Source organism: Providencia sp. 2.29, from assembly GCF_015832305.1.
Classification (GTDB): Bacteria; Pseudomonadota; Gammaproteobacteria; order Enterobacterales; family Enterobacteriaceae; genus Providencia; species Providencia stuartii.
In genome coordinates this window covers 3,726,878-3,751,834 of sequence record NZ_CP065420.1, presented here as the reverse complement: position 1 = coordinate 3,751,834, position 24,957 = coordinate 3,726,878, and the positions used below count along the sequence as shown (strand labels likewise).

Genomic DNA, 24,957 nt, shown 5'->3' with positions numbered 1-24,957 from the left:
ATTAAAAAGGTTATAACAGCATGAAACTGAATAAAAAATACGCTTTGATAGCGGGTGTGATGGGCATGATGTGGTTAAGCAGCATGGCACACGCGGCGATTGGTCTTGACCGTACTCGGGTGATTTTTAACGGTGACCAAAAATCGATGTCACTCAACATTTCTAACAACAATAAACAATTACCGTATCTAGCACAGGCGTGGATTGATGATGCTGAAGGCAACAAAATTACTTCGCCATTGGTGGTATTGCCGCCAGTGCAGCGTGTGGAGCCCGGCAAATCTAGCCAAGTGAAAATCGAAGCCCTGCCAGCGGTTAGTACCTTGCCACAAGATCGCGAGAGCTTGTTTTACTTTAACTTGCGTGAAATACCGCCTAAAAGCGATAAGCCCAACACGTTACAGATTGCCTTACAAACCCGCGTAAAAATGTTCTATCGGCCAAAAGCGATTGTGCCGGCCAAAATGGGCACACCATGGCAAGAAAAATTAACCCTGCAAAAACAAGGCGATACGGTAATGGTCAAAAATCCCACGCCGTATTATGTGACAGTGATTAATGCAGCAGAAAGCCTTAAGGCATTGGACAACAAAGATAAAAAAGAATTTAAACCCATCATGTTGCCACCGTTTGGTGAAAGCGCGTTGGGGGTGAGTGCCAATGCATTAGGGCAGCGTCCGGTCGTGACTTACATCAATGATTACGGCGGGCGTCCAAACTTGACCTTCCAATGTCAAGGTAGCCAATGTCACGTGGTACCGAACGATAAGCCTGCGACACCGTAAACCATTATATTTGCTTTGTCTGCATCATGACGATAAGGAATAACCGATGACACACAAATTACTCCATCATGCTGTCACCTCTGTGTTGTTTGGCAGCGTACTTGTCTGTTCATGGGGCAGTCAGGCCGAAGATAACAATACGCGTTTGTATCGTCCTGTGGATAACTGGCAGGTCGATGGTGCCAACGGTGCGCTGTATGTGTCGGGTTCACTGACCGAAAGTCCGTGCCGTTTAGCGATGACCTCGGCGTATCAAGCGGTTGAATTGGGCAATACCGAAACGGCGGAACTGAAAGCCGTGGGGGATAAAGGGCGTGCAACGGCGTTTCACCTTGAACTGCAAGATTGTATCGAAGTGAACAGTGCCTTGGAAAACGTCCAAACTGGGCAAACCGCGTGGAGTAGCACCCAACCGGCGGTTAAAATCCGTTTTATTGCGCCAACGGTACCGTGGATGCCGGATTTTGCCAGAGTGACTGGCGCACAAGGGATTGGTTTAGTACTGAGTGATAAGGCAGGGCAAATCTTGCCTTTAAATCAAAATAGTAACCCAGATCTGCTGCCATCAGGGCAATCGACGCTGACCTATTATGTCTCACCGGTACGTACGGCACAATTGATGCAGCCGGGAGCGTACTCTGCGCTGATTTCTTTTGAAATGCGCTATGAGTAAGGTGAAATAGTTATGGGAAAAAAAACATTCAAAATACTCTGGTTGTATAGTGTTTTGTTGGGAACGGTATTACTACCAAGAGATGTTTTAGCTGGTTCAACTCAGTTAGACTTTAGGGTAACTATACGTATTGAGATTAAAACTTGTGATGTAAATGATAATCAAGCCATTGAAGTAGATTTTGGTGACATGATTATCAAAAATATCGATGGTGTAGCCTACGAGCAACCGATTGATTATACACTTGATTGTGACGATGCAACCAATAGTACTCCACTTAAGTTACGTTTTGAAAATAACTCCGGGGCAAATTTTAATGCCAACTTATTACGTACGAGCGAACCTAATTTAGGGCTGCGAGTGAAACAAGATGGCTATCCTTTTGCGTTTAATAATTGGGTTTATTTTACTTACGGCAATCAACCTGAGTTGTCTGTTGTTCCTGTAGCAAGAGGATCAGCTGGAATTGATGACGGTCCGTTTACGGCTTCGGCGTTACTTACTGTGGAGTATGAGTAATGGCACAACAACGTGTAATTTCCATTGTATTATGGCTGATAGCCAGTGTATTGATATCTGGATATATCATGATACCTGTACAAGCATCTACACAAGTCAATTTTTATGGCAATTTAATTGGCCATCCACCTTGTGATATATCGGGGGAAAATGATCCAATTTATGTTGATTTTGATGAAGTCGGGCTTACTAGGATCGACGGAATTAATTATAGGAAGGATTTTACATTAATAGTGACTTGCGGTAATGACCTTGGTAATGGTGTGCAGCTGTATATGGGATATAACGGTATGAATGCTCCATTTGATAATGATGCTGTACAAACGAGTATTGGAGGGCTTGGCATACGTTTATATTATCAAGACCAAGTTGTTTCTCCTAATAATGATGACATTCCCATCGTAATGTCAGGTGGTTATTCAAAGGTAATTCCCTTATGGGCTGTTCCTGTGAGAGAAGATGATCGCAATTTATTTGAAGGTACATTTTCAGCTACTGGCACAGTAGAAATTCGTTATCCTTAAAAAGGAAACAATATGAATAATTATAAAATAGCTTTTAAATATTTAATATTATTCCTGTTGAGTGGAGGATTAATACCAATTTATTCTATGGCATCATCTTCGACAACTATTCACTATGGGGGCACTTTAATTGCTCTTCCATGTACGATAGAACCAGGGACGGAGAATGCTTATTATGATTTAGGTGTTACTCCAACAAAATCACTCTATCGCTTTACCCGAACTTCAGGAATATTAATAACATTTGAATTGAAAGATTGCGATACATCGTTAGGTACTACTGTTAAAGCTTCATTTTCAGGATCAACAAATAATGAAGGTTTATTAAGGTTTGCACCAGGAAGTGAAGCAAAAGGTGCAGGAATAGGCTTAGAATATTTAGATGGTCGGCCTATTTCTATAGATGGAAAGTCAAATTATAGTGTACAGCTTGTTGATGGCGATATGCTTATTCGTTTAAAAGCCTATGTACAAGGAGAGCGAGAAGCTCTAGCAAATAAAAGTTTAGTGGCTGGAGATTTCAATGCAATCATGACTTATGCGTTAAGCTATGAATAAATATTTAATTGAGGTTTAATGGAGTTTTATGAAATTAAAAATTATATTCGCATTCTTTTTTATTTCTCCATTTGTTTATGCGGAACCATACCCTAATGAAACCAGAATATTTAATTTAGTTATGAGGGCTGCATATTTAATTCCTGGTGTTGAATTTCAACATACCTCATCTACTTTTGATGTAATGGAAACAAATGATATTTGGCTTGGTGTAGCTATAGATGGAAAAAGTTATAAAGTATCAACGCTAAAGTATAGTTATAGCGGTACTATTAGTTTAAATATAAATGAATCATTTTATTATGGTTTAGGTAATTGTGAAATTGTAGATCCTAAGGCGCAATTATTTGTTGGCTGGACCGTTATGCAGCCAGGAATTACAGGCACCGTCTATAATAGTGCTGGTGCATTATATGATAAGGGGTTTGGCGGTGGTGTTGGAGTGCAAACTAGATGGGTTGGAATGCCTTTAGGGAAACCTGAATTTATAGCGACATTTAGCGCACCAGGGTTATCTGCAGAAGTATATGTAACTGATGTCCCTCAAGGTTTTTATACTAAGCCTGGTCGGAGTTCACCTGTTTATGTTCATGGTGCTGGTGCAAGACCAAACGTTATTCCTTATGCTGATCTTTATGGACTGTCATGTGGCGACCATGCATATTTGTCTGTAGGGGAGCCTATACCGACAGAGCCTATAGAACCGATAGAACCTGATCTCGTTTGTAATTTTTGGTTAGATGAAGATACATTAGATTTAGGGGTTGTTGACCAGAACTCAGCTATGAAGGCCAATAGAAGTGGAGTCATCAGTGGTCAATGTAATAGTGATGTAATAGTGAATCTAGAAGTATTACCTCAGGACATGCATATGGGGGGCTTAACGGTAAGTATGTCATTTGATGATAACTATTGGTCTGCTAAGAAAAACAATTGGCAATTGCATCGGGATAAAGTAGAAAACTCCATATTATGGGCTCAGGTGAGTAGTATTGATACTGACCTTGTTCCTGGAAATTATTCCAAGTCAGGTATTATAAAAATCGAATATGAATAAAAGTAGCCCAATTATAAAGTGTATTTTATATATAAATCTTCGATAAATTATTCTAATGAAATATCGTAAATCGATGATTATTCGATTAGGGTTCGAGCCATTAACATTTAAAAAATGATTTTAAAATTAGCGAAATGAAAAATATTAACAAATTATTTTTTGTCCCCTTTATTAGTTAGTAGAGGCGTTATATAAAAATTGTCACATTACTGTTTATTGTAAATAAGCTACTTACCGAAGGGTAATAAATTAATTTCTATACAAAGAAATAGAGAGTCAGAATTGTTCTGTCTCTATATGGTGTCGCACGTTTATATCATTATAAAAGAGGTTCAATATGAAAATTAAATTAGCATCTATCGCTGCATTAATGTTAGCGGCTGGCGTTGCAAGTTCTGCTATGGCAGCAACAACAACAACGGTAACTTTTAAAGCACAATTGCAGAAAGGAACTTGTGATATTGCAACAAGCTCTGGCTCTATTGTTGACTTTGGTGTTTTCACAACTGAGAGCGTGACTCAAGGTCCAACAACATCCATTGCTAATAAAGATTTCAACTTAGTATTAACTAATTGTGCGGGTGCTGAAACCACTTCTGGTGCATTAAGTTTATACGCAGATGGTCAAGCAAGTATCTTTAATCCTAATCTCTTTGCTAACACTGATGCAAAAACATTAGCAGTGGGAATTAAAACCAATCCTGCTTCAGGCACAGCCACTGAAATTAAACCAAACCAATTAATCAGTGTTAATCAATCACTGGCTATGAGTACGGATGATGAAGGCGCTGCAACTGATGTTGATGGTAACGCAGTAAATTTATTACCAATGCAGGCAGACCTGTTCGCACTCAATGGTGCTAATGATACAGATATTCTGAATGTACCTGTTATCTTTAGCGTAGCTTATAACTAATTAAAGCAAGGTGATTACAAATTTTGTAATCACCTTAATAAAAATTTATGAAAAATACACTGTCATTAAAAATTTGGTTGTTTATTATTTTAGTTAATTTTTTATTGTTAAATAACTTTGCTTATTCCGCTGGAGTAGGTATTGATGCAACACGCATTATTTATCCTCAAGGTGAAAAAAGTGTTTCTGTGACACTAAGAAATAATGACGAAAAGATTAATTATCTGACACAAATCACGATAGCGAGTGAGCAATATCCCGATGCCTTTGAAGTGGCTCCACCTTTATTTCGTTTAGAAAAAATGAGCAGGCAAGATGTGCGCATTATGTTGATCAATAATCAATTACCTAAAGATAGAGAGTCTGTTTTTTACTTTAAAGCACGAATGGTGCCAGCGAGAGATAAAAATAGCGAAGGGGTAATTATCGGTTTTGATAATATTATCAAATTATTTTATCGACCTACAGATTTAAAGCAAACAGCCAAAGAAGCACAGTCATCGCTAGTATTTAAAAATGTTGGTAATAAAACTGAGGTTATCAATCGTTCACCTTATTACATCAGTCTATTTAGCGTTACGCTGAATAATAAAGTGATGACTATTAGTTCAGATAATAAAAATAACATGATAGCACCATTTTCAAGTATTAATTTTGACCTAAAAACGCCAAAAGGGGCAATAGCAAAATGGACTGCAATTAATGATTTAGGGGGTTATGATGGCTATTCAGCAGAAATTCAATAAGTATTTTTTAGGGGTATTATTGCCAGCAGTTTTACTATCTAAGGTCAGCTTGGCTGATGAAAGTGCGACGATTTATTTTAGTGGTACGGTAGCTAATGCAACTTGTGAATTCGCCGCAGATAGCGATCAGGAAGTTATTTTTGATGAGCCTTTTAGCAGCAGTGTACTGAACGCGCTGCAGCCGGGCGAAGAAAGTAATTATCGCAAGTCTTTCACGGTGGAATATAGCTGTGAAGGGATCTCAGAGGACACCGAATCCATCGATATTGTGATTACACCATTAAGCAGTACACACATAAAAAATAACGTGTTGTATGAAGATAGCGCGATCAATGTGGGTTTTTTATTGATGAATTGCGGTGATGACAATGGTGCATGTGAGGAAGTGATTTTTTCTGGCGATGAGGCAATCGTCGAGTCAGGGACTGGTGAGCATTATTTTGAAGTTGTTGCTGCAAAAATTGACAATCAAACCATAACATCAGGTGATATTGATGCTGCCATTGAACTCTCATTACAAATACCATAATAAGAAAAAATATTGGGTTACTTTTTCTTTCTTATTTTGTTTATTGTTTTCCATTTCAGTGAAAGCTGATAATGATTCGATCCGTTTTGAATTTACAGCTTATGTTGATCAAGAGCCCTGTGACATTATTGTCGAAGATCTTTATGAAGCTTCTGATGAAATTGATTTTGGCATTGTATCAATGCAGGACATTATTGAGCAAACGCAGAGGAGAAAGTTTGAAATTATTCTTCAAGATTGTGAAGGTGATTTTTCAACCAGCTATATTCAAATGACGTCTGGAAGTATTGTTGATGGCTCTGATGGCTATGTCTTTAATAGCGATCCCGATGCTTATTTTGGTGTCGCTATCATGGATGAAGATGAACAAGAGAATTTTGCAGTTGGAGATATCGTTTTTGATGATATTGATGATGGAGATGAACATATTATCTTAACCGCAGTATTAGCCTGTTATGATCTTAGACAAAGCTGTTCGGAAGATGATGTTGGTGACTTTACCGCTCATGTCACTTTTAGCTATTTTTCAGATTAGGGCGATTATAATGAAAAAAATAACGCTTACTGTCTTCTTATTTTTTCTCTCTTTTTTTACTTATTCTGCTGGTTTAAGTTTAAATAAGACCCGGATCATTTTCAATGAAGGTGATAAATCTGCATCTGTGACATTTAAAAATAATGTGGGATCTCCCTTTCTTGTTCAAAATGAAATTTATGATGTAGATAATAAAAAAAGCGATTTTTTTATTATTACACCTAATATTTTTAGAGTTGAAAAAAACTCAACCTTTATGATGCGTATTTTTCCTGCATCATTAAGCTTGTTGCCAAAAGATCGTGAGAGTGTATTTTATTTTAGCTCAAGAGCTATTCCACCAAAGAAAAATGATGAAAAAGGTAGTGGAAAATTATCCATAGTTACAAATTTGGTTATTAAACTTTATTATCGGCCTAAAAACTTAGATATGGCAGTTAAAGACTCGTATGGAAAGATATCAGTGAGCTATGAAAATAATACATTAACCATTAATAATCCAACACCTTATTATACTACTTTAGTTGATATGAAGGTGAATAATAATCGTAAAATAAAGAATAAAATGGTTGCTCCATATTCACATATAACGATACCTGATATGGCGGGGCTTAGTTCTTTTTCATGGCGAATAATGAATGATTATGGCGGCACAACTAAACCTTTTATATTTGAAAGTAAGGCTAAAAAATGAAAATAATTTCATTAATCATATTATTTTTAGGTCTATTAAACTTTCATCAAGCTATTGCAAAAAATACTAGCAGTGGCTTGCGCTTTCCTAATGAACGATTGGTTTTTCATCAAGAAAGCCGAGGACTATCATTTTTATTAAAAAATAATGATGAAAATGCGTATCTTGTTCAAGCTGATATTGCCATTCCTGATGAGTCGACAGGGCTGAATGCGAAAAAAGCGGATTCAGTTCTTTTTATGATTACACCACCCTTATATCGGCTAGAGGCCAAGTCAGAATATAACTGGCAAATCAAAAAAATTGATAATTTAAAAAAATTACCTCAAGACCGGGAGTCAGTGTTTTTTATTCGATTAAAGTCTATTCCCCCGAAAGGAACTAAAAATACTGTTAAATTTAAAAAAATGGATAGAAGCTTAACTCTATCAAAAGTTTTACATTATAAGTTTTATTATCGCCCAGAAGCGATTAAAAATCTTAAAATGGTTAATGTTAAAGATAAATTTAAATTTACTGTTTCTGATGGAAAACTGATCGTTGATAACCAGTCTCCACTTTATTTAACCTTTGGGAAATTAGCGGTGGGTCAATATCAAATTGACAATATGCAACTGTTTAAATTAATTCCACCTTTTGGCAAACAAAGTTATTCATTACCGAAAGGGAATTATGCGAATGCCACGGTGAAATGGCGATTATTAAATGAATTCATGCTGGAAATGCCAGAGCAAACCCAAAAACTATAAAAAAAATCACTGAGAGATAACTATGAAATTATATCATTCGTCTAAGATGAAAAGTGGAATTTTTTATCTGAGCTTTATTTCTTATTGTCTTGGCATTGCTGGTTATTCTTATGCAGAGGATTACTTTGACCCAAAACTATTATCTTTGCAGTCAGGAATGGATCCGAACTCAATCGATTTATCTCAATTTGAAAAAGCCAATACGGTTCCTGAAGGTAAATACAATATTACGGTATTTATCAATAAAAAAGATATGGGAAGCATGGATGTTACTTTCGTAAAAGGCCATGATGGTGATGTTTCCGCTGAGTTCACTAAGTCTATGCTCGGTGAGTTTGGTGTGAATGTAGCCTCGATCCCAACGTTACAAAAACTTTCGGATGATGAAGCGATCACCGCATTAGGGGATTATATTCCCGACGCGTTTGTGAAAACAAATTTGTCTAAACTGAGCATGGAAATCAGTATTCCGCAAATTTATATGGATAACCGTGCTAATGGTTATGTGCCTGAAGGGCTGTTGGAAAATGGGATCCCTGCAATTTTGCTTTCTTATCAGCTCAATGGGAGTCACAGCCGTAATAAGTCCCAACGAGAAACTCAAAATAATGATAATGCCTTTTTAAGCCTGCGTGGCGGCGTCAATTTAGGGGCTTGGCGTTTGCGTTCAAATTATCGTTATTACTATTCGAATTCAGAAGGAAGGCGTAATTACACTAACCGCACGTCGACTTTTTCAAACACCTATGTGATGCGAGCCATTAACGCGTTACGGGGGGAGGTGTTGGTGGGGGAAAGTTCAACGGGCAGTAATGTATTTGACAGTATTCCTTTTAAAGGAATTAAGCTGTTTTCGAATGAAAAAATGCTGCCTTCCAGTATGCGTGGTTTTGCTCCTGAAATTAATGGCATTGCACAATCTAATGCGCGGATCACTGTCAGCCAAAATGGTAATGTGGTGTATCAAACTTATGTTGCACCGGGGCCTTTTAGCATTAAAGATTTATACCCAACGGGCTCTTCAGGGAACTTACAGGTCAATATCAGTGAAGAAGATGGTTCTGAAAGAACCTTTGTTTATCCCTATTCTTCATTACCCGTGATGTTAAGACCGGGTGGCATGAAATATGAAGTGACGGCGGGAGAATATAACGGCAATTTAACGCGCTCTTCTAAACGCGCTAAATTTTTGTTGGGTAGCTTGGTTTATGGCTTGCCTTATGATGTGACCTTATACGGTGGCTCTTTATTCTCCAAAGATTATTTTTCTGGGGTGATGGGGACGGGGATTTCGTTAGGGAATTTTGGCGCTTTGTCCGTCGATATTACCCATGCAGCAGCTTCTTTTGTCTCTGGTGATCGAAAAGAAGGTCAATCTTTTAGGATTAAATATTCAAAAAGCTTAACCTCTACAGGAACTAATGTCGATTTAACCGCATTACGTTATTCCACACGTCATTTCTTCAGCTTCTCTGATTTTAATACACATAATTATCAGCTCAATGATGGTGTGGCACCTTGGTTAGGATTACGCCAACGTTCTAGTTTCCGAACCGCGCTTTCACAATCACTGGGCAAATATGGCTCGATTTATTTAAGTGGCAGTCGTACCGATTATTGGGACTCCAATACTGAAACTACCCAATTATCGACAGGGTATAACGGTAATTTTAAAGGGGTGAATTACAACGTCAGTTATGCGATTGACTACAGAAAATCCGATAGCCGTAATGATTGGCCTAAAAACCATCAAATTTCTTTCAATGTGAATGTGCCTTTCAGTTTATTTACCAATGAAGAGCACTTACGAAATATGAGCAGTAATTATTATATTTCCAAAAACAACCGCGGTAACTATAGCCAGCAAGTCGGGCTGCACGGTTCATTATTGGACAGAGACTTGTCTTATTCTGTTTCACAGAGTATGGGAAATAACAACCAAGAAAGTAATAGCGCCATTAGTCTGAATTACAACACCTCAAAAGGCAGCTTTTCTGGGGGATATAACTATTCATCAAGTTCTTCTTCTGTGAATGCGGGCGTCAATGGTGGGATGGTGATCCATTCAGGTGGCCTGACATTAGCACGAACATTAGGCAATTCCGTGGTGTTAGTTGAAGCACCGGATGCGGATGGGACCTCGTTAAATCAAGGTAATGCAAAAATTGATATGTTTGGTTATGCGGTTGCCCCGAACGTGAACGAATACGCCAAAAATACCATTGGTTTGAATGTAAATACGTTACCCGATGATGTGACGTTACCAAAGACCTCGCAAAACGTTTACCCGACGAAAGGCGCGGTGGTTAAAGCGAAATTCCCAACACGTGTCGGGATGCAGGCACTGATTTCACTAACCTATCGAGACGGTGTGATCCCTTTTGGGGCGATTGCTAAGCTGGTTGATGATGAAACAAATGAAGAAAACACCAGTATTGTGGGTGATAACGGCCAACTTTATATGAGTGGGTTACCTGATTCCGGAACATTGCTGATCCAATGGGGAAATAGCCACAGTGCATCGTGTGGTACTCATTATTCTCATTTGAAAGATATTGCAGTAACGGAAGACAACCCAATTAGAAAAATCAGCTTAGCGTGTCAGTGATTAATGCAAGATAGCCAGTATTAGTATGAGGAATGAAATAATGATATTAACGATTAAAAAGGGTGTTGCAAAAGCTATCTTAGTGTTGTGTTTACTGAAAGGTTCATTAGGGGTTGCTAATACTATTGATGTAACTATTCCACCGGATACAGAAGTATCTTATGTATCAATTAGTTCTAGTATTAATTTAATTGGCCCTACTGAAGATCCTAGGAATTGGGATGTATTTGGGATTATCTCTATAAGCCATGATGGAAACTATTGCCTAAATAGCGACAAACTTTATGAAGAAGATGACCAATATTACTTTCATTTGTTAAATAGTGACATGGAACATGTGGGTTATTTTTCATTAAGTTTTTTTGCTACATCCAGTTGGGTTGATTTAGATGGTAATCACGATAATGGTAGTGTAAGAGTTGTTAATGGTAAAGTTGTTCAGATTGATAATTTAGTGCAGTCTAGTTCATATGCATATTGTTACTCCCCATCAGAAAACCTTAATGGGGAACTATTTTCACCAAATGATGATCGAGTTACTGATATTACTGTAACAGGAGCAGAAATTAAATTTATATCACCGGATCTGGCAGAGCCAGGGGAATATTTTATAGCATTAAGTGATGGTACAATAGTTCCTCAACTATATGGTGCATCATTAACGGCAAAAGCAAACGGAACTACAGATTTATCTGAGATATTAGTTAGTTCTTTTAACATTGATGTTCTTGATGCTTGCACAATCGATGTGAATGGAAATACTTCATCTAGGTTTTATCTATCTTCTGATGAGTCAACAGGATTGGTTGATTATGAAAGAGTGACTGTTGAAATTGATTGTGATAGTAACATTGGAAATACTGTTCTAGGCTCTGTTCGATTGCAAACTGGGCTAATAAAAGACGAACCAAATAAGTTTTACTTAATTAATGAAGACTATGAAGATAATGGTTTATATATTGAAGGGATAATCAATCAGAATGGTTCAGACTGTGATGATGAGGGGGATATTTTATTTAATGGTGAAGCCTTTGATATTGATTTAGAACATAAATATGATAATTATAGTGGTGAGTTCACTATAGATTGGAATTTATGCAAAGATGAACACTATATTGAGCCAGGTGTTTATTATGGTGCTTTAGACTTATCTATATTTGCTAAGTAATGTAATTCCTCTCATATTGATTTAATATGAGAGGTTGCTATTTTAATTTATTTTTTTTGGTAATATTTAATTGAGTTATTGCTAATATATTCTTGGTTAATTTTTTAAATAAAAAATCACTTAATTAAGTGTTGGAATTTAATAAGTATAACTAGTAAGTTAAAATATAACAAATGTTACTTATTTCTTAATTTGAAATGGTTAAGTAGATTTTTTTCTGTTTTTAAACGGTTGTTTATGTGGAAATTATATTAATATCATTAAGTTACCTCTTCTAAAGTATTCATGTGGTGGAATTAGTAGTTTCAGGTGCCTGTCTTAATCTTCAATAGATTTTAACTTCATAATATTTTTGCCTTCATATTTTTCTATATTATAACTCCACATTATATCTATTCGCCCTGAATATATCAATTTTACGGCTGGTATCGTTAATTGATTCCCATTTTTAACGGGCTTTAGTATTACAACAACTTGATATTCAACAATTAGGTTTTATACATAGCGATCTTCTCTGAGTACGTAATGAGTATGGATGGCGATTTTAAACTATGAGTCGTGTTTTTTAATGAAGGATAGTGCCCTTTCATCCAACGACGAGTATTTTATGTTATAAATCTTACGTCTAATTTGAACTATCGCTATAAATATTAAAACACATAATAAATGGGAGTAAATTTCCAATTAGCCACTTAAATTGTTCTTGAATACAGTAGGATGTAATTAGTTATTTGACTTAAAATAACCAAGTACATTCACTTATTTCTTACTATAACAGGCTAACTCATGGAAAAACAAATAATAAGCACATTGATTGAGCTTACCTTTAGAGGTAACGATGATGTCAAAATTGCGGCTATTTCTGCATTAGGGGATTATAAAGCAACGATTGAGCAACATAATGCTGTTGTAAGATTAATGGCGCTATGCAAGGATCCTAACAAAGAGGTGGCAGTATCATCAATTAGGTCATTAAGTAAGCTAGCCGGTTATTTTCCGGGGACAGAAAAATAATGAAATCTCTATGCTCATTTATTCCAATAAACAATTTATATTTTAAATATTAGGTTCAGTGATAGGTTTATATTATTATTTTTATTTACTCTTATAGAAACTTAAATGAAAGCTTTTTTTCTATTTTATCAATTTAAGTTAATTATAAAAAGATGGTCAAATTAAGTCTTTTGTTTTCTATTTTTATCATCCAAATAAGATTATATAAACTTTAATAAGTTTGTGATAAAAATAAACAGCCACATTGTTATGCATTATTTATACACATAAGAGGTTTATAATGAAAAAGATTGTTATCTCTAGCGTTTTAGCTGCTATGGCAGCATTCTCTTTTAATGCGATGGCTGCGGACTCGAATATTGTCACGCCTGAAAAAATGACTTGTCAGGAATATATTAATTTGAACCCGCAAAGCTGGGCACCTGTTGCATTGTGGATCACCAATATGGATACACAATTTAAAGGTGGTGATTATGTTGCGTTAACAGAGCAAAGCGTTGCTGAAGCGCCACAGATTGTTGAATTCTGTAAGAAGCACCCTGAAGGTACGTTACAAGATTACTTAGCGTCAAAAAAATAAGTTAAATTTATGCCCTAGATAATTTCAATTTATGTTAGTTGATAAGTGAGCAAGTCGTTAGGCACAGACAAAATGTTGTGGTGAATACGAGCGAACCTAATCAATAACGTTGTCACTTGAAATATTATGGGTAGTACAAAATCAAAGCCTTGTTAATGTGGTGTTTGTTTTTAGTTTAATCAAAGGCAAACACCTTACTATTCATTTTATATATCGTTTTAATTGGCTCGACGACGACATAGCGACTTAGTCATAACTTGTTATTGATGGTAGCTCAAAATCCGATAAACCTGTTTTTTGTCTGATCTCCTCCAGCATTTCTTTTTCTGATTTATAAATATTTGGCTTCTCCTATCTTCTTATCTGCCGAAAGCGTCTAAAAAAAGCATTATAATGATAATAGTTCTTAATAGTATGTTTGTTATCAGTTAAAATTAGCCGCTAATTTAGCCGGATAAAAAGCCGTAATGCTATCGGCCGCGGCTTTTAAAAAAACACGACAACCTATTAGGATCTTAGGCACATGAAAATTAAGCATCTTTGGATACTCTCTCCATGTTTTGCTTCATTTATTGCACCAGCAACATTCGCAGCAGAAAACAAACAAGATGAAATGACTGTCTCGGCAACGCGTTCTTATCGAAGTGTGTCGGAGATGGCCCAAACCACATGGGTTATTGATAATGTTGAAATTGAACAGCAAGCAGAAGGTGGAAAAGAGTTAAAAGATATTCTGTCACAATTGATCCCCGGTATGAGTGTTAGCGGTCAAGGACGTACTAATTACGGCATGAATATGCGTGGCCGCTCAATGATTGTGATGGTGGATGGCGTACGTTTAAATTCTTCGCGTAGTGACAGCCGCCAATTAGATTCTATCGACCCATTTAATATTAACCATATTGAGGTGATTTCTGGCGCGACTTCTTTATATGGGGGCGGTAGTAGTGGTGGATTAATTAATATTGTCACCAAAAAAGGCCAAGAAGAAAAACAAGTTGACCTGCAAATTGGCGGAAAAACCGGTTTCAGTAATGGCAAAGATCATGATGAAAATGTTGCTGCGGCAATGAGTGGGGGTAATGAAAACGCCCATGGTCGTTTATCTGTTGCCTATCAACGTTATGGCGGTTGGTATGATGGCAAAGGTAAGGCAATTAATATTGATAATACACAAACAGGCCTACAATTTTCTGACCGCTTGGATGTAATGGGCGCTGGGGTTATTAATATTGATGATAATCAGCAGCTACAAGCCACGGTTCAATATTATAAAAGTGAGTCCGATGGCAAACATGGGCTTTATTTAGGCAAAGATTTTGCGGCGGTGAAAGGCCAAGGCGAAGCCTATAATAGCGGCAAATTAAACTCAGATCGTTTACCGGGTACTGAGCGCCATATGTTGAATTTACAATATTCAAATGGCGACCTTTGGGGGCAAGATTTTGTTGCTCAAGTTTATTATCGTGATGAATCACAAAAATTTTACCCATTCCCCGCGTTAAATAAAGCAAAGGATGTGACCAGCATTAGTGCTTCCGATCAAAAAACCAATTTCTATGGCACTAAGCTGACGTTTAATAGTGAGCCTGTCGATAATCTGACGCTGACTTATGGTGCTGACGCTGAGCACGAACAATTTCGTGCTAATCAAATGTTCTTTAATTTAGATAAAGCGAAAGAATCAGGTGGTATGGATTTGAAAAAAGCCTATCAAGTTGGGCGTTATCCAAGTTATACCACAACCAATATGGCCGCTTTCTTACAAAGCAGCTACGATATTAATCCAATATTCACTTTAAGCGGCGGTGTGCGCTATCAATATACCGAAAACAAAGTGGATGATTTTGTTGGGTATGCTCAACAGCAGCAAATCGCAGAAGGTAAGATAAAATCCGCCGATGCAGTACCTGGGGGGAACACTGATTATAACAATTTACTCTTTAATGCGGGTCTACTAATTAATTTAACGGAAGATCAGCAAACATGGTTTAATTTCTCTCAAGGCTTCGAAATTCCTGATATTGCAAAATATTATGGTACAGGGAAATACGCAGCAGCCCCTGATGCTAATGGGCATTTGGCATTAGAAAATAGTATTAATATTAATGATACTAAAGTTAAAGGCATTAAAGTTGACTCTTATGAGCTGGGCTGGCGTTATACCGGCGAGAACCTACGTACACAGATTGCAGCATATTATTCATTGTCAGACAGAAGTTATGACATTAATAATACGGATATGACGATTTATATGAAGTCAGATAAACGTCGTATTTATGGTGTGGAAGGGGCGATTGATTATTTCTTCGATAATAGTGATTGGAGTGTTGGTAGTAACTTTAATCTGCAAAAGTCAGAAACCAAAGTGGATGGTAAATGGGAAAAATGGAGCGTTAAATTTGCTAGCCCATCTAAAGTTACTGCTTATGTGGGATGGGAGCCTAATGATTGGTCTCTACGTTTACAAAGCCAGCAAACCTTTAATGTTTCAGATGCGGATGGTAACAAGCTCAATGGCTATAATACCGTGGATTTCTTAAGCAGTTATTTATTGCCAGTTGGTAAAGTCAGTTTTGCGGTAGAAAATTTACTGGATGAAGATTACACCACCATTTGGGGACAGCGTGCGCCTAAATTATATAGCCCGAGTTATGGGGCAGCAGATCTGTATACCTATAAAGGTAGAGGAAGAACTTTTGCGTTGAATTATAGTGTGACGTTTTAAGTTGAATATTTTATGAGTCATCTTATTGATGGCTCATCTTTATGACTCAATGAGGTTATTGAATGAAATGGCTATTAACCGGATTATTATGCTTAGTCAGTGTAATTGCGTCAGCTAAAACGCCTACATTAATTACGGACTTACAAGGACGTGAAGTGAGTGTTGATCTTCCTGTCGAAAAATTATTTTTGATTGATGGAAGAGATATTTTGTCGGTCGATATTGCCGCGGGGCAAGACGCTTTTTCACGTATTGTTGGCTGGAGTGATTCGTTAGAACAGTACGCGCCTGATTTAAAGCAGGCTTATTTTTCTGCGGTTCCTGAGTTAGCCAAAATACCAACACTAAGAAAAACCCGTGAGACGGGCATTCAAATTGAGAAATTACTTGAGCTGGCGCCAGAAGTGGTATTAATGCATAAATCTAATTATGCAGCGATGCGCGATAGCCAATTTATGCCACAATTGGAAGCAGCAGGGATCAAGGTTATTTTTATTGATTTCCGTATGGATATCGCCAATAACACGCCAAAAAGTATTGTGTTATTAGGTGAATTATTAGGAACTCAGGAACGTGCAAACCGCTTTGCAAAATTGTATCAAGAAAAGCTAGCCGCCATTGAAGAGCAATTGAAAAAACCTTATCCATCGGTATTAATTGAGGCTAATGCGGGTTTATTCACGGATAGTTGTTGTCAGCTCTACGGTCGGTCAGGTTTTGGGGTTTTAGCAAGCCTTGCGGGTGGTAAAAACTTAGTGGAAGACAAGTTTCCGGCTAAAGGTGCTGAAAGTTCAATTGAAAACATTATTACCCTAAACCCTGACTTTTATTTATTAACCGGTGCAGATTGGCAGAATTTTAATCGCCGTTCAACAGCCGTTAAACTGGGTTATTATGCAGATGCAACGGTTGCTAAAAAGCAATTGGCTAAGCTTGTCGATCGCCAAGGGATTTCATCGCTGACAGCGGTAAAAGATAAGCATGTCATGGCGGTTTACCATAATTTCTATAATAACCCAATGAATATTTTTGCTATTGAAGCCATGGCTAAGTTTATGCATCCGCAGACTTTTGCAACCTTAGAGCCAGAGCAAAATTTGCAGGAATTCTTACAGCAGTTTACGGCTATTAAAGCGAATGGAGTGTTTTGGATAGCCCTTTAATATACTCGTCATACTTTACGCTTTGCTGATGACGCTGACTCATACTCACACAAGTCTGTGCTCTAGCGCCTTAGTCATTTATTGCCTAGCCGCACCCAGCGTTATTGACAGTTACGATGCTATTTTAAGGCTGTGTTTCGATGAGACACGGCTTTTTTTATAGGCTAAATTTTTCAACTAAGTAATCAATAAAGACGCGTGTTTTCGCAGGTAGAGTGGTGCTATTGGGATAAAGTAGCTGAATATTCTGTGAAGGTAGATAAAATTCAGGTAATAAACGAATGAGACGCCCTGCATTAATATCATCATTAACTAGCCAATCAGGACAGATAGCGACACCTAGAGAGGCCAGTACCATTTGCTGGATCACCGATGCTGAATTCGATTCATATTGGCCTTTTATGATGGGAAGAGGGTATTTTTCCCCTAGAGTATTTTTTAGAACGTATTGTGTATCTTGCCAATTGAGTAATGAATGGGTTATCCAAGGAATTTGTGCTAAATCGTTAATACCTTTAACGGGATAGTGTTTTAATAGTTCAGGGGTCGCCACAATATAGATTTGGTATTCACCTATTTTGCGTATTTTTAGTGATGAGCTTTTTAAATTACCTAAACGTATCGCGAGATCTAATTTTTCGGTGACCAAATCATCTAATGATGAATTAAAGCTGTATTGCAGGCGTAACTTCGGGTAAAGGCGACAAAATTCAGGTAGTAAAGGCAAAATATAACGTTGGCCAAATTCATTCGTGGATGAAAAACGCAGTAAGCCTGTGACGTTTGTTGCTAAATTTTGGCTTCTTTCAAACGCTTCTTCTATCTCTAGTTGAATACGTTTAAAGTCATCATAAAAATGCTTACCCGCCTCGGTGAGGGCAATATTGCGCGTATTACGTATGAGCAGACTGACATTCAGCCGTATCTCTAACTGCTTGATATCAATACTGACCATAGACCGGCTCATACCTAAAATATCAGCGGCTTTAGTAAAAGAGCCTGAGTCCACCACTTGCAGAAAAGTGGTTATTTGCTTAAGGTTTTTTTGCATAATCAGTCTGATTGTTTGTCATTATTAAACAATGAGTTTAATCCTCTTATATCGACAAAGAAAGGGGGAATACCTACTCTTGTGCGCCGGAGGTAGGTATGTCTTATCGATATAAAATCGCAACTGTTTTTTTAATCGGCTTCTTTATCGACTGTATTAATATTTTTATGTCAGCGATTGCATTGCCAGATATTGCTTCAGCGTTTTCTACCAGCCAATCAATGGTGGCTTGGGTCGCTAATAGTTATATCTTAGGTTTAGTCCTGATCATGCCATTGAGTTTGTGGCTCGCTGGGCAATTAGGTAACCAGAAACTGCTCAGTATTTCTATGCTGTTATTCTCAGTCAGTGTTTTATTGTGTGGGCTGAGTCATTCAATTTATAGCTTGGTAGTTTGGCGTTTTATTCAAGGCATTGCTGGTGGGCTATTGATCCCTGTGGGACAGGCTCTCGTTTTTGAGCTATTTCCAGATAAAGAGCGCCATCGTATTTCAACTTTAATTATGGTTGTCGCTTTAACGGCTCCTGCATTTTCTCCAGCAGTAGGGGGAATGATTATTGATTCATTATCGTGGCGCTGGGTATTTTATGCTAATTTGCCTTTCTCATTATTTGCGGCAATCTTAGCATGGTGGTGGGTGAATAATGATGGGCGGCAACAAAGAGAAAAACCTGATGTGATAGGGTTGATTATGGTGAGCTTTAGCTTACTGTTCTTATTGTTATCCTTTTCATTTTATAACGACTATCATAGCCTTGTGCTGGCCGTAAGTAGCTTTCTATTTTCCGCTTTTATTCTGGTTTTATATCTTCAATACGCCAAAAAATGTTCGGCGCCCATTTTAAATTTTCAGTTACTCGTAAATAGCAATTTGCGTAATGCTTTTATTGTTTATTACGCAGTACCTGGTGTATTTACAGGTGTCAATTTACTCAATATTTTTAACTTACAAAGCAATTTGCATTTTAGTGCAGCTCAGACGGGTATGTTTATGCTGCTATATGCCGCGGGGGCACTACTATCAATGCTAAGTGGTGGTTACCTCTATCACCAAGTTGGTAAGAAAACGCTATTTTTTGCAGGAATGACGACTCATAGCTTAGGAATAATGTTGCTGTTTTGGGTATCAAGTTATTCAGATTTGCCTCTACTCATTGCTGCTTATTTATTAATGGGGGCTGGTGGTGGGTTGTGTACTAATACCGCTCAGATCAGTGCATTAATTGATTTTTCAGGGAAGGATTTATTGCAAGGGAGTGTGCTATGGAATATTAATCGCCAAGTTTCGTTCAGTGTGGGAACGGTCGTGTTGGTATCTATTTTTAGTGTCGTCACCGTACAAAATGATTTATTACGCTATCAGTATACCTTCATGATAGCAGCGGTTGTCGGCCTACTATCATTAATCGCAGTATTAAAAGAGAGATAATTTATGAGTCACATGGAAAAAGCGTTGCAGAGTGTTATAGATCTACATATCTTGATTGAAAATGTATTTACTGGCAAAGATACGCATGCATTAACCCCTTTATTAGCTAGCTTTGATGATGCTTTTGCAATGGTGACAATTAAGGGAGAACGTATTGGTTTAGAGCAAGTGAATGAGTTGTTTAGCCAAAATATAGGCACAAGGCCTTCACTTACAATCACATTATCAGATATTAAACCAATTTTTGAGCTAGGTGAGTATTGCTGGATACAGTATCAAGAGTTGCATGAAACCCCTGAATCAAGGCTGTTACGAACTGCTACGGTTTGTATTAAGGTACTCGGGGAACGTTTTTTTTGGGTATATTTGCATGAAACTCCTATAAATAAAAACTAACTTACTTATTAAAGCGTTAGCGTATTTTTGAACAGTAGGCTAATGTTTTTTCATCTTCATTATCATTTTTAATCGAATTTTCGACATATTGGCTGGGGATAACTAGGATATTCCTTTATACATTAAAATGTTGCTCACATGTGCGAGCGACTATGCTGCCATCATTATCACTATTTCCAACCCAGTTAAAGTCATCACGCTACTTAATCATGGTCTCGTTTTCCCTTTATTAAAAGACTAAGATAATAAGAATTAGATAATCACAGTTTGTTTTATGAGCATTTTTAACTTGTCGTTAGAATAAAAATCACCTATTAAGCGTAATTTTGTTATTAATGTTTTTTATTGGCTGTTTACTCTTAAATAGTCTGTGCAGAATTACAGTGGTTTTTAAATAAAAGGTAATTACCCTTAATAAGGGTTTTAATTAAAGGTAGCAGAAAAATTGCTATGATATAAAAATGAGAGTTATCTTATACGATAAAAAGTTTTGTACTGACGCCATTTGTCACTGAGTTTGATATTCTTTGCGTAATCAATATTAACCTAAATCATAGTTGGTGATAAAATGGATGACTATAAAAAAAATCAAGGAGTCAGATTAGCAACAATTATTCTCGAAGCATATCTTTATGGTGAAGTAGATAAGTATGAATTAGCCTCTCGTTTTAAAGTCAGCGAGCGGACGATTTATCGAGATTTGAATTCGCTAAACTTAATTTTAGAGCATAAAGGGAATTCAAAGTATGGTTTTTCGACAGTTGTCGAATATTATAAAATGATTTCTTTTTTTGGTATAGATAAGTATTTGCCTGATTTTAGTCAGTCTTTTTTGAAGAGTATTCCTGAGACTATTCAGAACAGAAGTGTTCTCATTAAATTTAATGGCATTGAGCATAAGATCAAGAGCTACTTAAAAACACATTATGAAAGAATTAGGTATGCAATTGATAATAAAAGAGAATGTCATATTTTGTATAAAAGCAAAAATCGGACAATATATCCATATAAGCTCATCTGTCACAATACGATTTGGTACTTGAATGCTATCGAAGAGGGGAAGCTTAAATCATTTTCACTAAATAGGATTGAATGGTTAGATGTCAGCAAAAAAACTTTTTTACCTGATAATAATATTGTCAATATGTTAATGGAGAGTAAAGACCCATGGACTAGCCATAATTATTTTCATGCTCGAGTATTGGTTTCAAAGTCGATAGCTGATTACTTCAAAAGAAGAGATGTTTTACCTAATCAGTGTATTGTTGATGAAAGTAGTGATTCTCTAACAATTTCATGCTCTGCGATGAGTGAAAAGCAAATTTTACCTTTAATTCAATATTGGATCCCAAATATTAAAGTTTTAGAGCCAGAATGGTTAAAGATAAAGTTTGAACAAAACCTACGGGATTATATTAGTCAATTGTAACTAGTTATTTTCATTTTATTAAAACTGAGAGGATTTTATGGCAATACCATTTATTATTGCTGGTGCAGCTATTGCGGCCGCCGCGTTTGGTGGAAAGAAAGCTTATGACGGATACCAAACAAAATCAGAAGCTGACGATATTTTAGAGAGCTCTAAACGTCGTTATGATGAAAAAAAAGAAGTGCTAGAGTCAATAAATGTTAGCACGACAACGGAATTAGAAAAGTTAGGTACGCTTGAGTTAAAAATCGGTAAAAGTTTCAATAAATTTAACACTATCGCACAATCAATATTAAAGCAGCTTAATGAATCAGGACAGGATATTTCAATTTCGATTCCACGTCATGAAATCAATAAAATTGAAAACCTCGCTATTTCAGCGACAGAGTATCTTGGAACCTTAGTGGGAGCCGGTGCATCAAGTGCTGCTGCGGGGTTTGCTGTCTATGGTGGTGTTATGGCATTCGCGGCTGCATCTACAGGAACACCAATTGCAGCGCTTTCAGGTGCGGCTGCTTATAATGCGACAATGGCGGCTATCGGTGGCGGTTCTCTAGCTGCTGGTGGTTGGGGGATGGCAGGTGGAGCAATGGTGTTAGGTGGTGCTGTTGTTGCTCCTATCTTAGCGATTGCTGGTTGGGCTTATAATTCTCACGCTGAAAAAGCATTAGATAATGCCCAAAAAATTCGCTCTGAAGTTAATGGTGCCGTTGCAAAAATGACTTTGGCTTATGAAAATTTAACCAAAACCAAAGAGTACGTTGTCGCTATTTATCATGTTTTAGAAGCACAATTTACCGTGTTTAAACCATATCTATTAGCACTCATAGAAGCCGACAAAATGATTCAACGTAATAAAGCATTAGGTCAGGCTAACACCCATGGCATTACGGATGAGTTAAAGCTCACTATTAATAATGGTTATAAACTTGCAGCTATTATGACTAACCTAATTACGACACCATTATTTAAGCCGAAATTAAATCAAAATAATGAGGCTATTATTGTTGATGAGGTTATCGAGATTGAAACAGATAGCCATGGTCTGAAAATATTAAATCAGGAATGTTTAGATAAGCGATTAGATGAAACTAAGCGTTTTACGTTATCTTGATGGCATCATAAATCATAAGTAGCAGTACTTTCACTGCTACTTATAGGTAAGACATATGCAACAGACAAATTATAATTGGCAAAAAGAAGTGAACGATACGATTGTTCAAAGTTTAGTCACTTCCTTTGGTTTGGATTTTTTATTATTAAAAGATAAAAAAGGGGGGGATGTTGATACGGTGCATAATGTCAGAAATGATATTTGGGCAACCGAGGAAGAAAAAAATCGTTATCGGGATCGTGGTGAATATGATTCACATGCATACCACAGCCACGAGAATTACAAAGAGACAAACCGCAAAGGCAAACAAAAAAAGTTAGCGGGTGAGTTAACGGACTCCTATACAGGAGAAACGTTTAGCCAACATGATGTGACTAATCTTGATCATATTATTGCGGCTTATGAAGTGCATAATGACCCTGCACGTGTTCTTGCTGAAATTGACGGTGCGGATTTAGCTAACCGTGACTCAAATTTGACCTTTACGAATGAAACATTAAATAAGTCGAAAAAAGCCAAAAAAATGGCAGACTTTATTTCGAATCTAAAGTCACAGCAAACACTGCTTAAAGCAGAAATTAGTGCATTAGAAAGTAAAGGGCAACTAACCGATATTGAGTTAAAAAAACTCAAGACACTTAAGAATAAGCAGAAAGCCAATTTTGATGCCATGAAGGCTGTCGATGAAAAGGCCAGAAAACAGTATGATGCAGAAATTAGTAGCAAGTACTACAGTAGCAGTAAGTTTTTTGTGAATACGGCATCAGCGGCTATTAACACTGGGTTGAGAATGGGAGCAAGGCAAATGCTAGGGATTGTATTTGCAGAGCTTTGGTTTGAATTAAAAGATTCGATTCCTAAATTGATTGAACAGCATAAAACAAACTTTAAATTTAAACTTTTCTTGGAGGATTTGAAAGGTGTTGTTACGAATATTTGGGAAAGATTAAAAGCTCGTTTTAAAGATTTTTGGACTGAGTTTAATAATGGGTTGTTTGGTGGGTTATTAGCCAGTGTTACAACCACCATGTTGAATATTTTCCTAACATCGACAAAAATGATAGGGAAGTTAATCCGAGAGTCTGCAAATAGCCTATTTTCTGCTGTGAAGCTGCTCTTTTTTAATCCAGAAAATTTAACATTAGGGGATTTACTAAAATCAGCCATTAAAATTATATCGACCAGTATTTCTGTTGTACTCGGTTCAATGATAACAACATATTTGAATGGAATATTATCATTCCCATTCGGTAATGATGTTGCGCTATTCATTGGGGCTTTAGTCTCTGGTTTATTGACATTGGCGATGTGCTATTATTTAGAGCACAGTAATTTAATGCAAAAGATTTGGCGTTTTTTAAATAAATTCCGCAATAAGTATGAGCTAACATTAAAGTACTACCGAGATGTTAATGCTGCTTTAGATAAATACCTAACAGAACTTGCTCAGCTTGAATTTAATTTTAATGTTGCTGAAATGCAGACGTTTACCCATGCATTGCAGGCGACAAATACAGAATATGAGCGAAAAATTATTCTTAATCAGGAAATTAAACGGAGCAATATTGCATTACCCTATGATGTAGATAGTGATGATTCATTCAGTGATTGGCTGGATTCATTATGATTTTAGAAACCGAGCTATTTCCTTGTGATAAATGTGGAGCATGCTGCCGCCATGTTGATCGCGCTAATGAAACTCAATTTCTTGATAGAGGCGATGGCATCTGTAAACATTATAATGAAACTAGCATGTTATGCACTATTTACGAAGAGCGCCCAGATATCTGTCGTGTCGATAAACAGTATTTGCTTCATTATCACGATCAATATACATGGCATGAATTTGTTGAAGTGAACAGAATTGCCTGTGAAATAATACTGGGCAGTGAATAATTTTGACTTATGCTATATCCGTTTAATAAGACCATTACTAAACCTTTTAGTGATGGTCTTATTTTATGAATTGATAAAGTAGGCTTGGTTTATCA

The 24,957-nt window shown here is 36.9% G+C and carries 25 protein-coding genes; 24 read left to right on the top strand and 1 reads right to left on the bottom strand.

The window, feature by feature from the left end; all coding sequences use genetic code 11:
* The first annotated feature begins 20 nt into the window (after positions 1-20).
* From I3B46_RS17700 to I3B46_RS17615, 18 genes are all read left to right on the top strand, one after another.
* The gene (locus I3B46_RS17700) at positions 21-785 is read left to right on the top strand and encodes a fimbria/pilus periplasmic chaperone (RefSeq protein WP_014657604.1); all 765 of its coding nucleotides are present in this window, start codon (positions 21-23) and stop codon (positions 783-785) included.
* Positions 786-831: 46 nt separating this feature from the next.
* Positions 832-1,458 carry a fimbrial protein gene (locus I3B46_RS17695; protein ID WP_060561396.1) on the top strand — a complete coding sequence of 209 codons (627 nt, stop codon included), beginning with the start codon at positions 832-834 and terminating at the stop codon, positions 1,456-1,458.
* Between the two features lie 12 nt (positions 1,459-1,470).
* On the top strand, positions 1,471-1,977 hold the full coding sequence (locus tag I3B46_RS17690; RefSeq protein WP_060561397.1) for a fimbrial protein: 507 nt from the start codon (positions 1,471-1,473) through the stop codon (positions 1,975-1,977).
* Positions 1,977-2,501, top strand: a complete 525-nt coding sequence (locus tag I3B46_RS17685; RefSeq protein WP_060561398.1) for a fimbrial protein — start codon at positions 1,977-1,979, stop codon at positions 2,499-2,501. Before I3B46_RS17690 ends, I3B46_RS17685 begins: the two co-directional genes overlap by 1 nt.
* A 12-nt stretch (positions 2,502-2,513) precedes the next feature.
* Complete coding sequence (locus tag I3B46_RS17680) at positions 2,514-3,059, top strand: fimbrial protein (RefSeq protein WP_060561399.1); 546 nt, start codon at positions 2,514-2,516, stop codon at positions 3,057-3,059.
* A gap of 28 nt (positions 3,060-3,087) precedes the next feature.
* Positions 3,088-4,116 (top strand): hypothetical protein, encoded by a 1,029-nt coding sequence (locus I3B46_RS17675; protein ID WP_163762172.1) that lies wholly within the window; start codon positions 3,088-3,090, stop codon positions 4,114-4,116.
* 337 nt (positions 4,117-4,453) lie between these two features.
* A complete protein-coding gene (locus I3B46_RS17670; protein ID WP_014657610.1) occupies positions 4,454-5,032 on the top strand; it encodes a fimbrial protein in 579 nt (192 codons plus the stop codon).
* Positions 5,033-5,079: 47 nt separating this feature from the next.
* A complete protein-coding gene (locus I3B46_RS17665; RefSeq protein WP_060561401.1) occupies positions 5,080-5,778 on the top strand; it encodes a fimbrial biogenesis chaperone in 699 nt (232 codons plus the stop codon).
* Positions 5,750-6,307: a fimbrial protein gene (locus I3B46_RS17660; protein ID WP_080574253.1), complete on the top strand. Its 558-nt coding sequence runs from the start codon at positions 5,750-5,752 to the stop codon at positions 6,305-6,307. The genes I3B46_RS17665 and I3B46_RS17660 overlap by 29 nt, the downstream gene beginning before the upstream one ends.
* On the top strand, positions 6,273-6,842 hold the full coding sequence (locus I3B46_RS17655; protein WP_014657613.1) for a fimbrial protein: 570 nt from the start codon (positions 6,273-6,275) through the stop codon (positions 6,840-6,842). The genes I3B46_RS17660 and I3B46_RS17655 overlap by 35 nt, the downstream gene beginning before the upstream one ends.
* 10 nt (positions 6,843-6,852) lie before the next feature.
* Positions 6,853-7,536, top strand: coding sequence for a fimbrial biogenesis chaperone (locus I3B46_RS17650; protein WP_014657614.1), 684 nt, complete (start codon positions 6,853-6,855; stop codon positions 7,534-7,536).
* A complete protein-coding gene (locus I3B46_RS17645) occupies positions 7,533-8,285 on the top strand; it encodes a fimbrial biogenesis chaperone (protein WP_104873240.1) in 753 nt (250 codons plus the stop codon). The genes I3B46_RS17650 and I3B46_RS17645 overlap by 4 nt, the downstream gene beginning before the upstream one ends.
* A gap of 22 nt (positions 8,286-8,307) precedes the next feature.
* A complete protein-coding gene (locus I3B46_RS17640) occupies positions 8,308-10,893 on the top strand; it encodes a fimbria/pilus outer membrane usher protein (RefSeq protein ID WP_231405873.1) in 2,586 nt (861 codons plus the stop codon).
* A gap of 40 nt (positions 10,894-10,933) precedes the next feature.
* A complete protein-coding gene (locus I3B46_RS17635) occupies positions 10,934-12,061 on the top strand; it encodes a hypothetical protein (RefSeq protein ID WP_060561403.1) in 1,128 nt (375 codons plus the stop codon).
* A 786-nt stretch (positions 12,062-12,847) separates the two neighbouring features.
* Positions 12,848-13,075: a HEAT repeat domain-containing protein gene (locus tag I3B46_RS17630; protein ID WP_014657620.1), complete on the top strand. Its 228-nt coding sequence runs from the start codon at positions 12,848-12,850 to the stop codon at positions 13,073-13,075.
* A 280-nt stretch (positions 13,076-13,355) separates the two neighbouring features.
* Positions 13,356-13,655, top strand: coding sequence for an HdeA/HdeB family chaperone (locus I3B46_RS17625; RefSeq protein WP_014657621.1), 300 nt, complete (start codon positions 13,356-13,358; stop codon positions 13,653-13,655).
* A gap of 523 nt (positions 13,656-14,178) precedes the next feature.
* Positions 14,179-16,383, top strand: coding sequence for a TonB-dependent siderophore receptor (locus I3B46_RS17620; RefSeq protein WP_104873241.1), 2,205 nt, complete (start codon positions 14,179-14,181; stop codon positions 16,381-16,383).
* Between the two features lie 62 nt (positions 16,384-16,445).
* Positions 16,446-17,546 carry an ABC transporter substrate-binding protein gene (locus tag I3B46_RS17615; RefSeq protein ID WP_053109752.1) on the top strand — a complete coding sequence of 367 codons (1,101 nt, stop codon included), beginning with the start codon at positions 16,446-16,448 and terminating at the stop codon, positions 17,544-17,546.
* Positions 17,547-17,703: 157 nt separating this feature from the next.
* Here the strand turns inward: I3B46_RS17615 and I3B46_RS17610 are convergent, their stop codons facing one another.
* Positions 17,704-18,597 (bottom strand): LysR family transcriptional regulator, encoded by an 894-nt coding sequence (locus I3B46_RS17610; RefSeq protein ID WP_104873242.1) that lies wholly within the window; start codon positions 18,595-18,597, stop codon positions 17,704-17,706.
* 98 nt (positions 18,598-18,695) lie between these two features.
* Between I3B46_RS17610 and I3B46_RS17605 the strand changes: the two genes are divergently transcribed.
* The 6 genes from I3B46_RS17605 (at position 18,696) to I3B46_RS17580 (ending at position 24,862) form a co-directional block, all read left to right on the top strand.
* Positions 18,696-20,027, top strand: a complete 1,332-nt coding sequence (locus tag I3B46_RS17605) for an MFS transporter (protein ID WP_163762171.1) — start codon at positions 18,696-18,698, stop codon at positions 20,025-20,027.
* Positions 20,028-20,039: 12 nt separating this feature from the next.
* Entirely contained in the window at positions 20,040-20,423 is a 384-nt protein-coding gene (locus I3B46_RS17600) for a hypothetical protein (RefSeq protein ID WP_163762170.1), read from the top strand.
* 568 nt (positions 20,424-20,991) lie between these two features.
* The gene (locus I3B46_RS17595; protein ID WP_061064382.1) at positions 20,992-21,852 is read left to right on the top strand and encodes a helix-turn-helix transcriptional regulator; all 861 of its coding nucleotides are present in this window, start codon (positions 20,992-20,994) and stop codon (positions 21,850-21,852) included.
* 37 nt (positions 21,853-21,889) lie between these two features.
* Positions 21,890-22,966, top strand: coding sequence for a hypothetical protein (locus I3B46_RS17590; RefSeq protein WP_004925206.1), 1,077 nt, complete (start codon positions 21,890-21,892; stop codon positions 22,964-22,966).
* Positions 22,967-23,021: 55 nt separating this feature from the next.
* Positions 23,022-24,593, top strand: a complete 1,572-nt coding sequence (locus I3B46_RS17585; RefSeq protein ID WP_163762169.1) for a cobalamin adenosyltransferase — start codon at positions 23,022-23,024, stop codon at positions 24,591-24,593.
* Positions 24,590-24,862 (top strand): YkgJ family cysteine cluster protein, encoded by a 273-nt coding sequence (locus I3B46_RS17580; RefSeq protein WP_004925202.1) that lies wholly within the window; start codon positions 24,590-24,592, stop codon positions 24,860-24,862. Before I3B46_RS17585 ends, I3B46_RS17580 begins: the two co-directional genes overlap by 4 nt.
* Positions 24,863-24,957: the final 95 nt, after the last annotated feature.

Coding starts and splice junctions, on each gene's coding strand:
- I3B46_RS17700 (WP_014657604.1), top strand. CDS start 21: ATGAAACTGAATAAAAAATACGCTTTGATAGCGGGTGTGATGGGCATG.
- I3B46_RS17695 (WP_060561396.1), top strand. CDS start 832: ATGACACACAAATTACTCCATCATGCTGTCACCTCTGTGTTGTTTGGC.
- I3B46_RS17690 (WP_060561397.1), top strand. CDS start 1,471: ATGGGAAAAAAAACATTCAAAATACTCTGGTTGTATAGTGTTTTGTTG.
- I3B46_RS17685 (WP_060561398.1), top strand. CDS start 1,977: ATGGCACAACAACGTGTAATTTCCATTGTATTATGGCTGATAGCCAGT.
- I3B46_RS17680 (WP_060561399.1), top strand. CDS start 2,514: ATGAATAATTATAAAATAGCTTTTAAATATTTAATATTATTCCTGTTG.
- I3B46_RS17675 (WP_163762172.1), top strand. CDS start 3,088: ATGAAATTAAAAATTATATTCGCATTCTTTTTTATTTCTCCATTTGTT.
- I3B46_RS17670 (WP_014657610.1), top strand. CDS start 4,454: ATGAAAATTAAATTAGCATCTATCGCTGCATTAATGTTAGCGGCTGGC.
- I3B46_RS17665 (WP_060561401.1), top strand. CDS start 5,080: ATGAAAAATACACTGTCATTAAAAATTTGGTTGTTTATTATTTTAGTT.
- I3B46_RS17660 (WP_080574253.1), top strand. CDS start 5,750: ATGATGGCTATTCAGCAGAAATTCAATAAGTATTTTTTAGGGGTATTA.
- I3B46_RS17655 (WP_014657613.1), top strand. CDS start 6,273: ATGCTGCCATTGAACTCTCATTACAAATACCATAATAAGAAAAAATAT.
- I3B46_RS17650 (WP_014657614.1), top strand. CDS start 6,853: ATGAAAAAAATAACGCTTACTGTCTTCTTATTTTTTCTCTCTTTTTTT.
- I3B46_RS17645 (WP_104873240.1), top strand. CDS start 7,533: ATGAAAATAATTTCATTAATCATATTATTTTTAGGTCTATTAAACTTT.
- I3B46_RS17640 (WP_231405873.1), top strand. CDS start 8,308: ATGAAATTATATCATTCGTCTAAGATGAAAAGTGGAATTTTTTATCTG.
- I3B46_RS17635 (WP_060561403.1), top strand. CDS start 10,934: ATGATATTAACGATTAAAAAGGGTGTTGCAAAAGCTATCTTAGTGTTG.
- I3B46_RS17630 (WP_014657620.1), top strand. CDS start 12,848: ATGGAAAAACAAATAATAAGCACATTGATTGAGCTTACCTTTAGAGGT.
- I3B46_RS17625 (WP_014657621.1), top strand. CDS start 13,356: ATGAAAAAGATTGTTATCTCTAGCGTTTTAGCTGCTATGGCAGCATTC.
- I3B46_RS17620 (WP_104873241.1), top strand. CDS start 14,179: ATGAAAATTAAGCATCTTTGGATACTCTCTCCATGTTTTGCTTCATTT.
- I3B46_RS17615 (WP_053109752.1), top strand. CDS start 16,446: ATGAAATGGCTATTAACCGGATTATTATGCTTAGTCAGTGTAATTGCG.
- I3B46_RS17610 (WP_104873242.1), bottom strand. CDS start 18,597: ATGCAAAAAAACCTTAAGCAAATAACCACTTTTCTGCAAGTGGTGGAC.
- I3B46_RS17605 (WP_163762171.1), top strand. CDS start 18,696: ATGTCTTATCGATATAAAATCGCAACTGTTTTTTTAATCGGCTTCTTT.
- I3B46_RS17600 (WP_163762170.1), top strand. CDS start 20,040: ATGGAAAAAGCGTTGCAGAGTGTTATAGATCTACATATCTTGATTGAA.
- I3B46_RS17595 (WP_061064382.1), top strand. CDS start 20,992: ATGGATGACTATAAAAAAAATCAAGGAGTCAGATTAGCAACAATTATT.
- I3B46_RS17590 (WP_004925206.1), top strand. CDS start 21,890: ATGGCAATACCATTTATTATTGCTGGTGCAGCTATTGCGGCCGCCGCG.
- I3B46_RS17585 (WP_163762169.1), top strand. CDS start 23,022: ATGCAACAGACAAATTATAATTGGCAAAAAGAAGTGAACGATACGATT.
- I3B46_RS17580 (WP_004925202.1), top strand. CDS start 24,590: ATGATTTTAGAAACCGAGCTATTTCCTTGTGATAAATGTGGAGCATGC.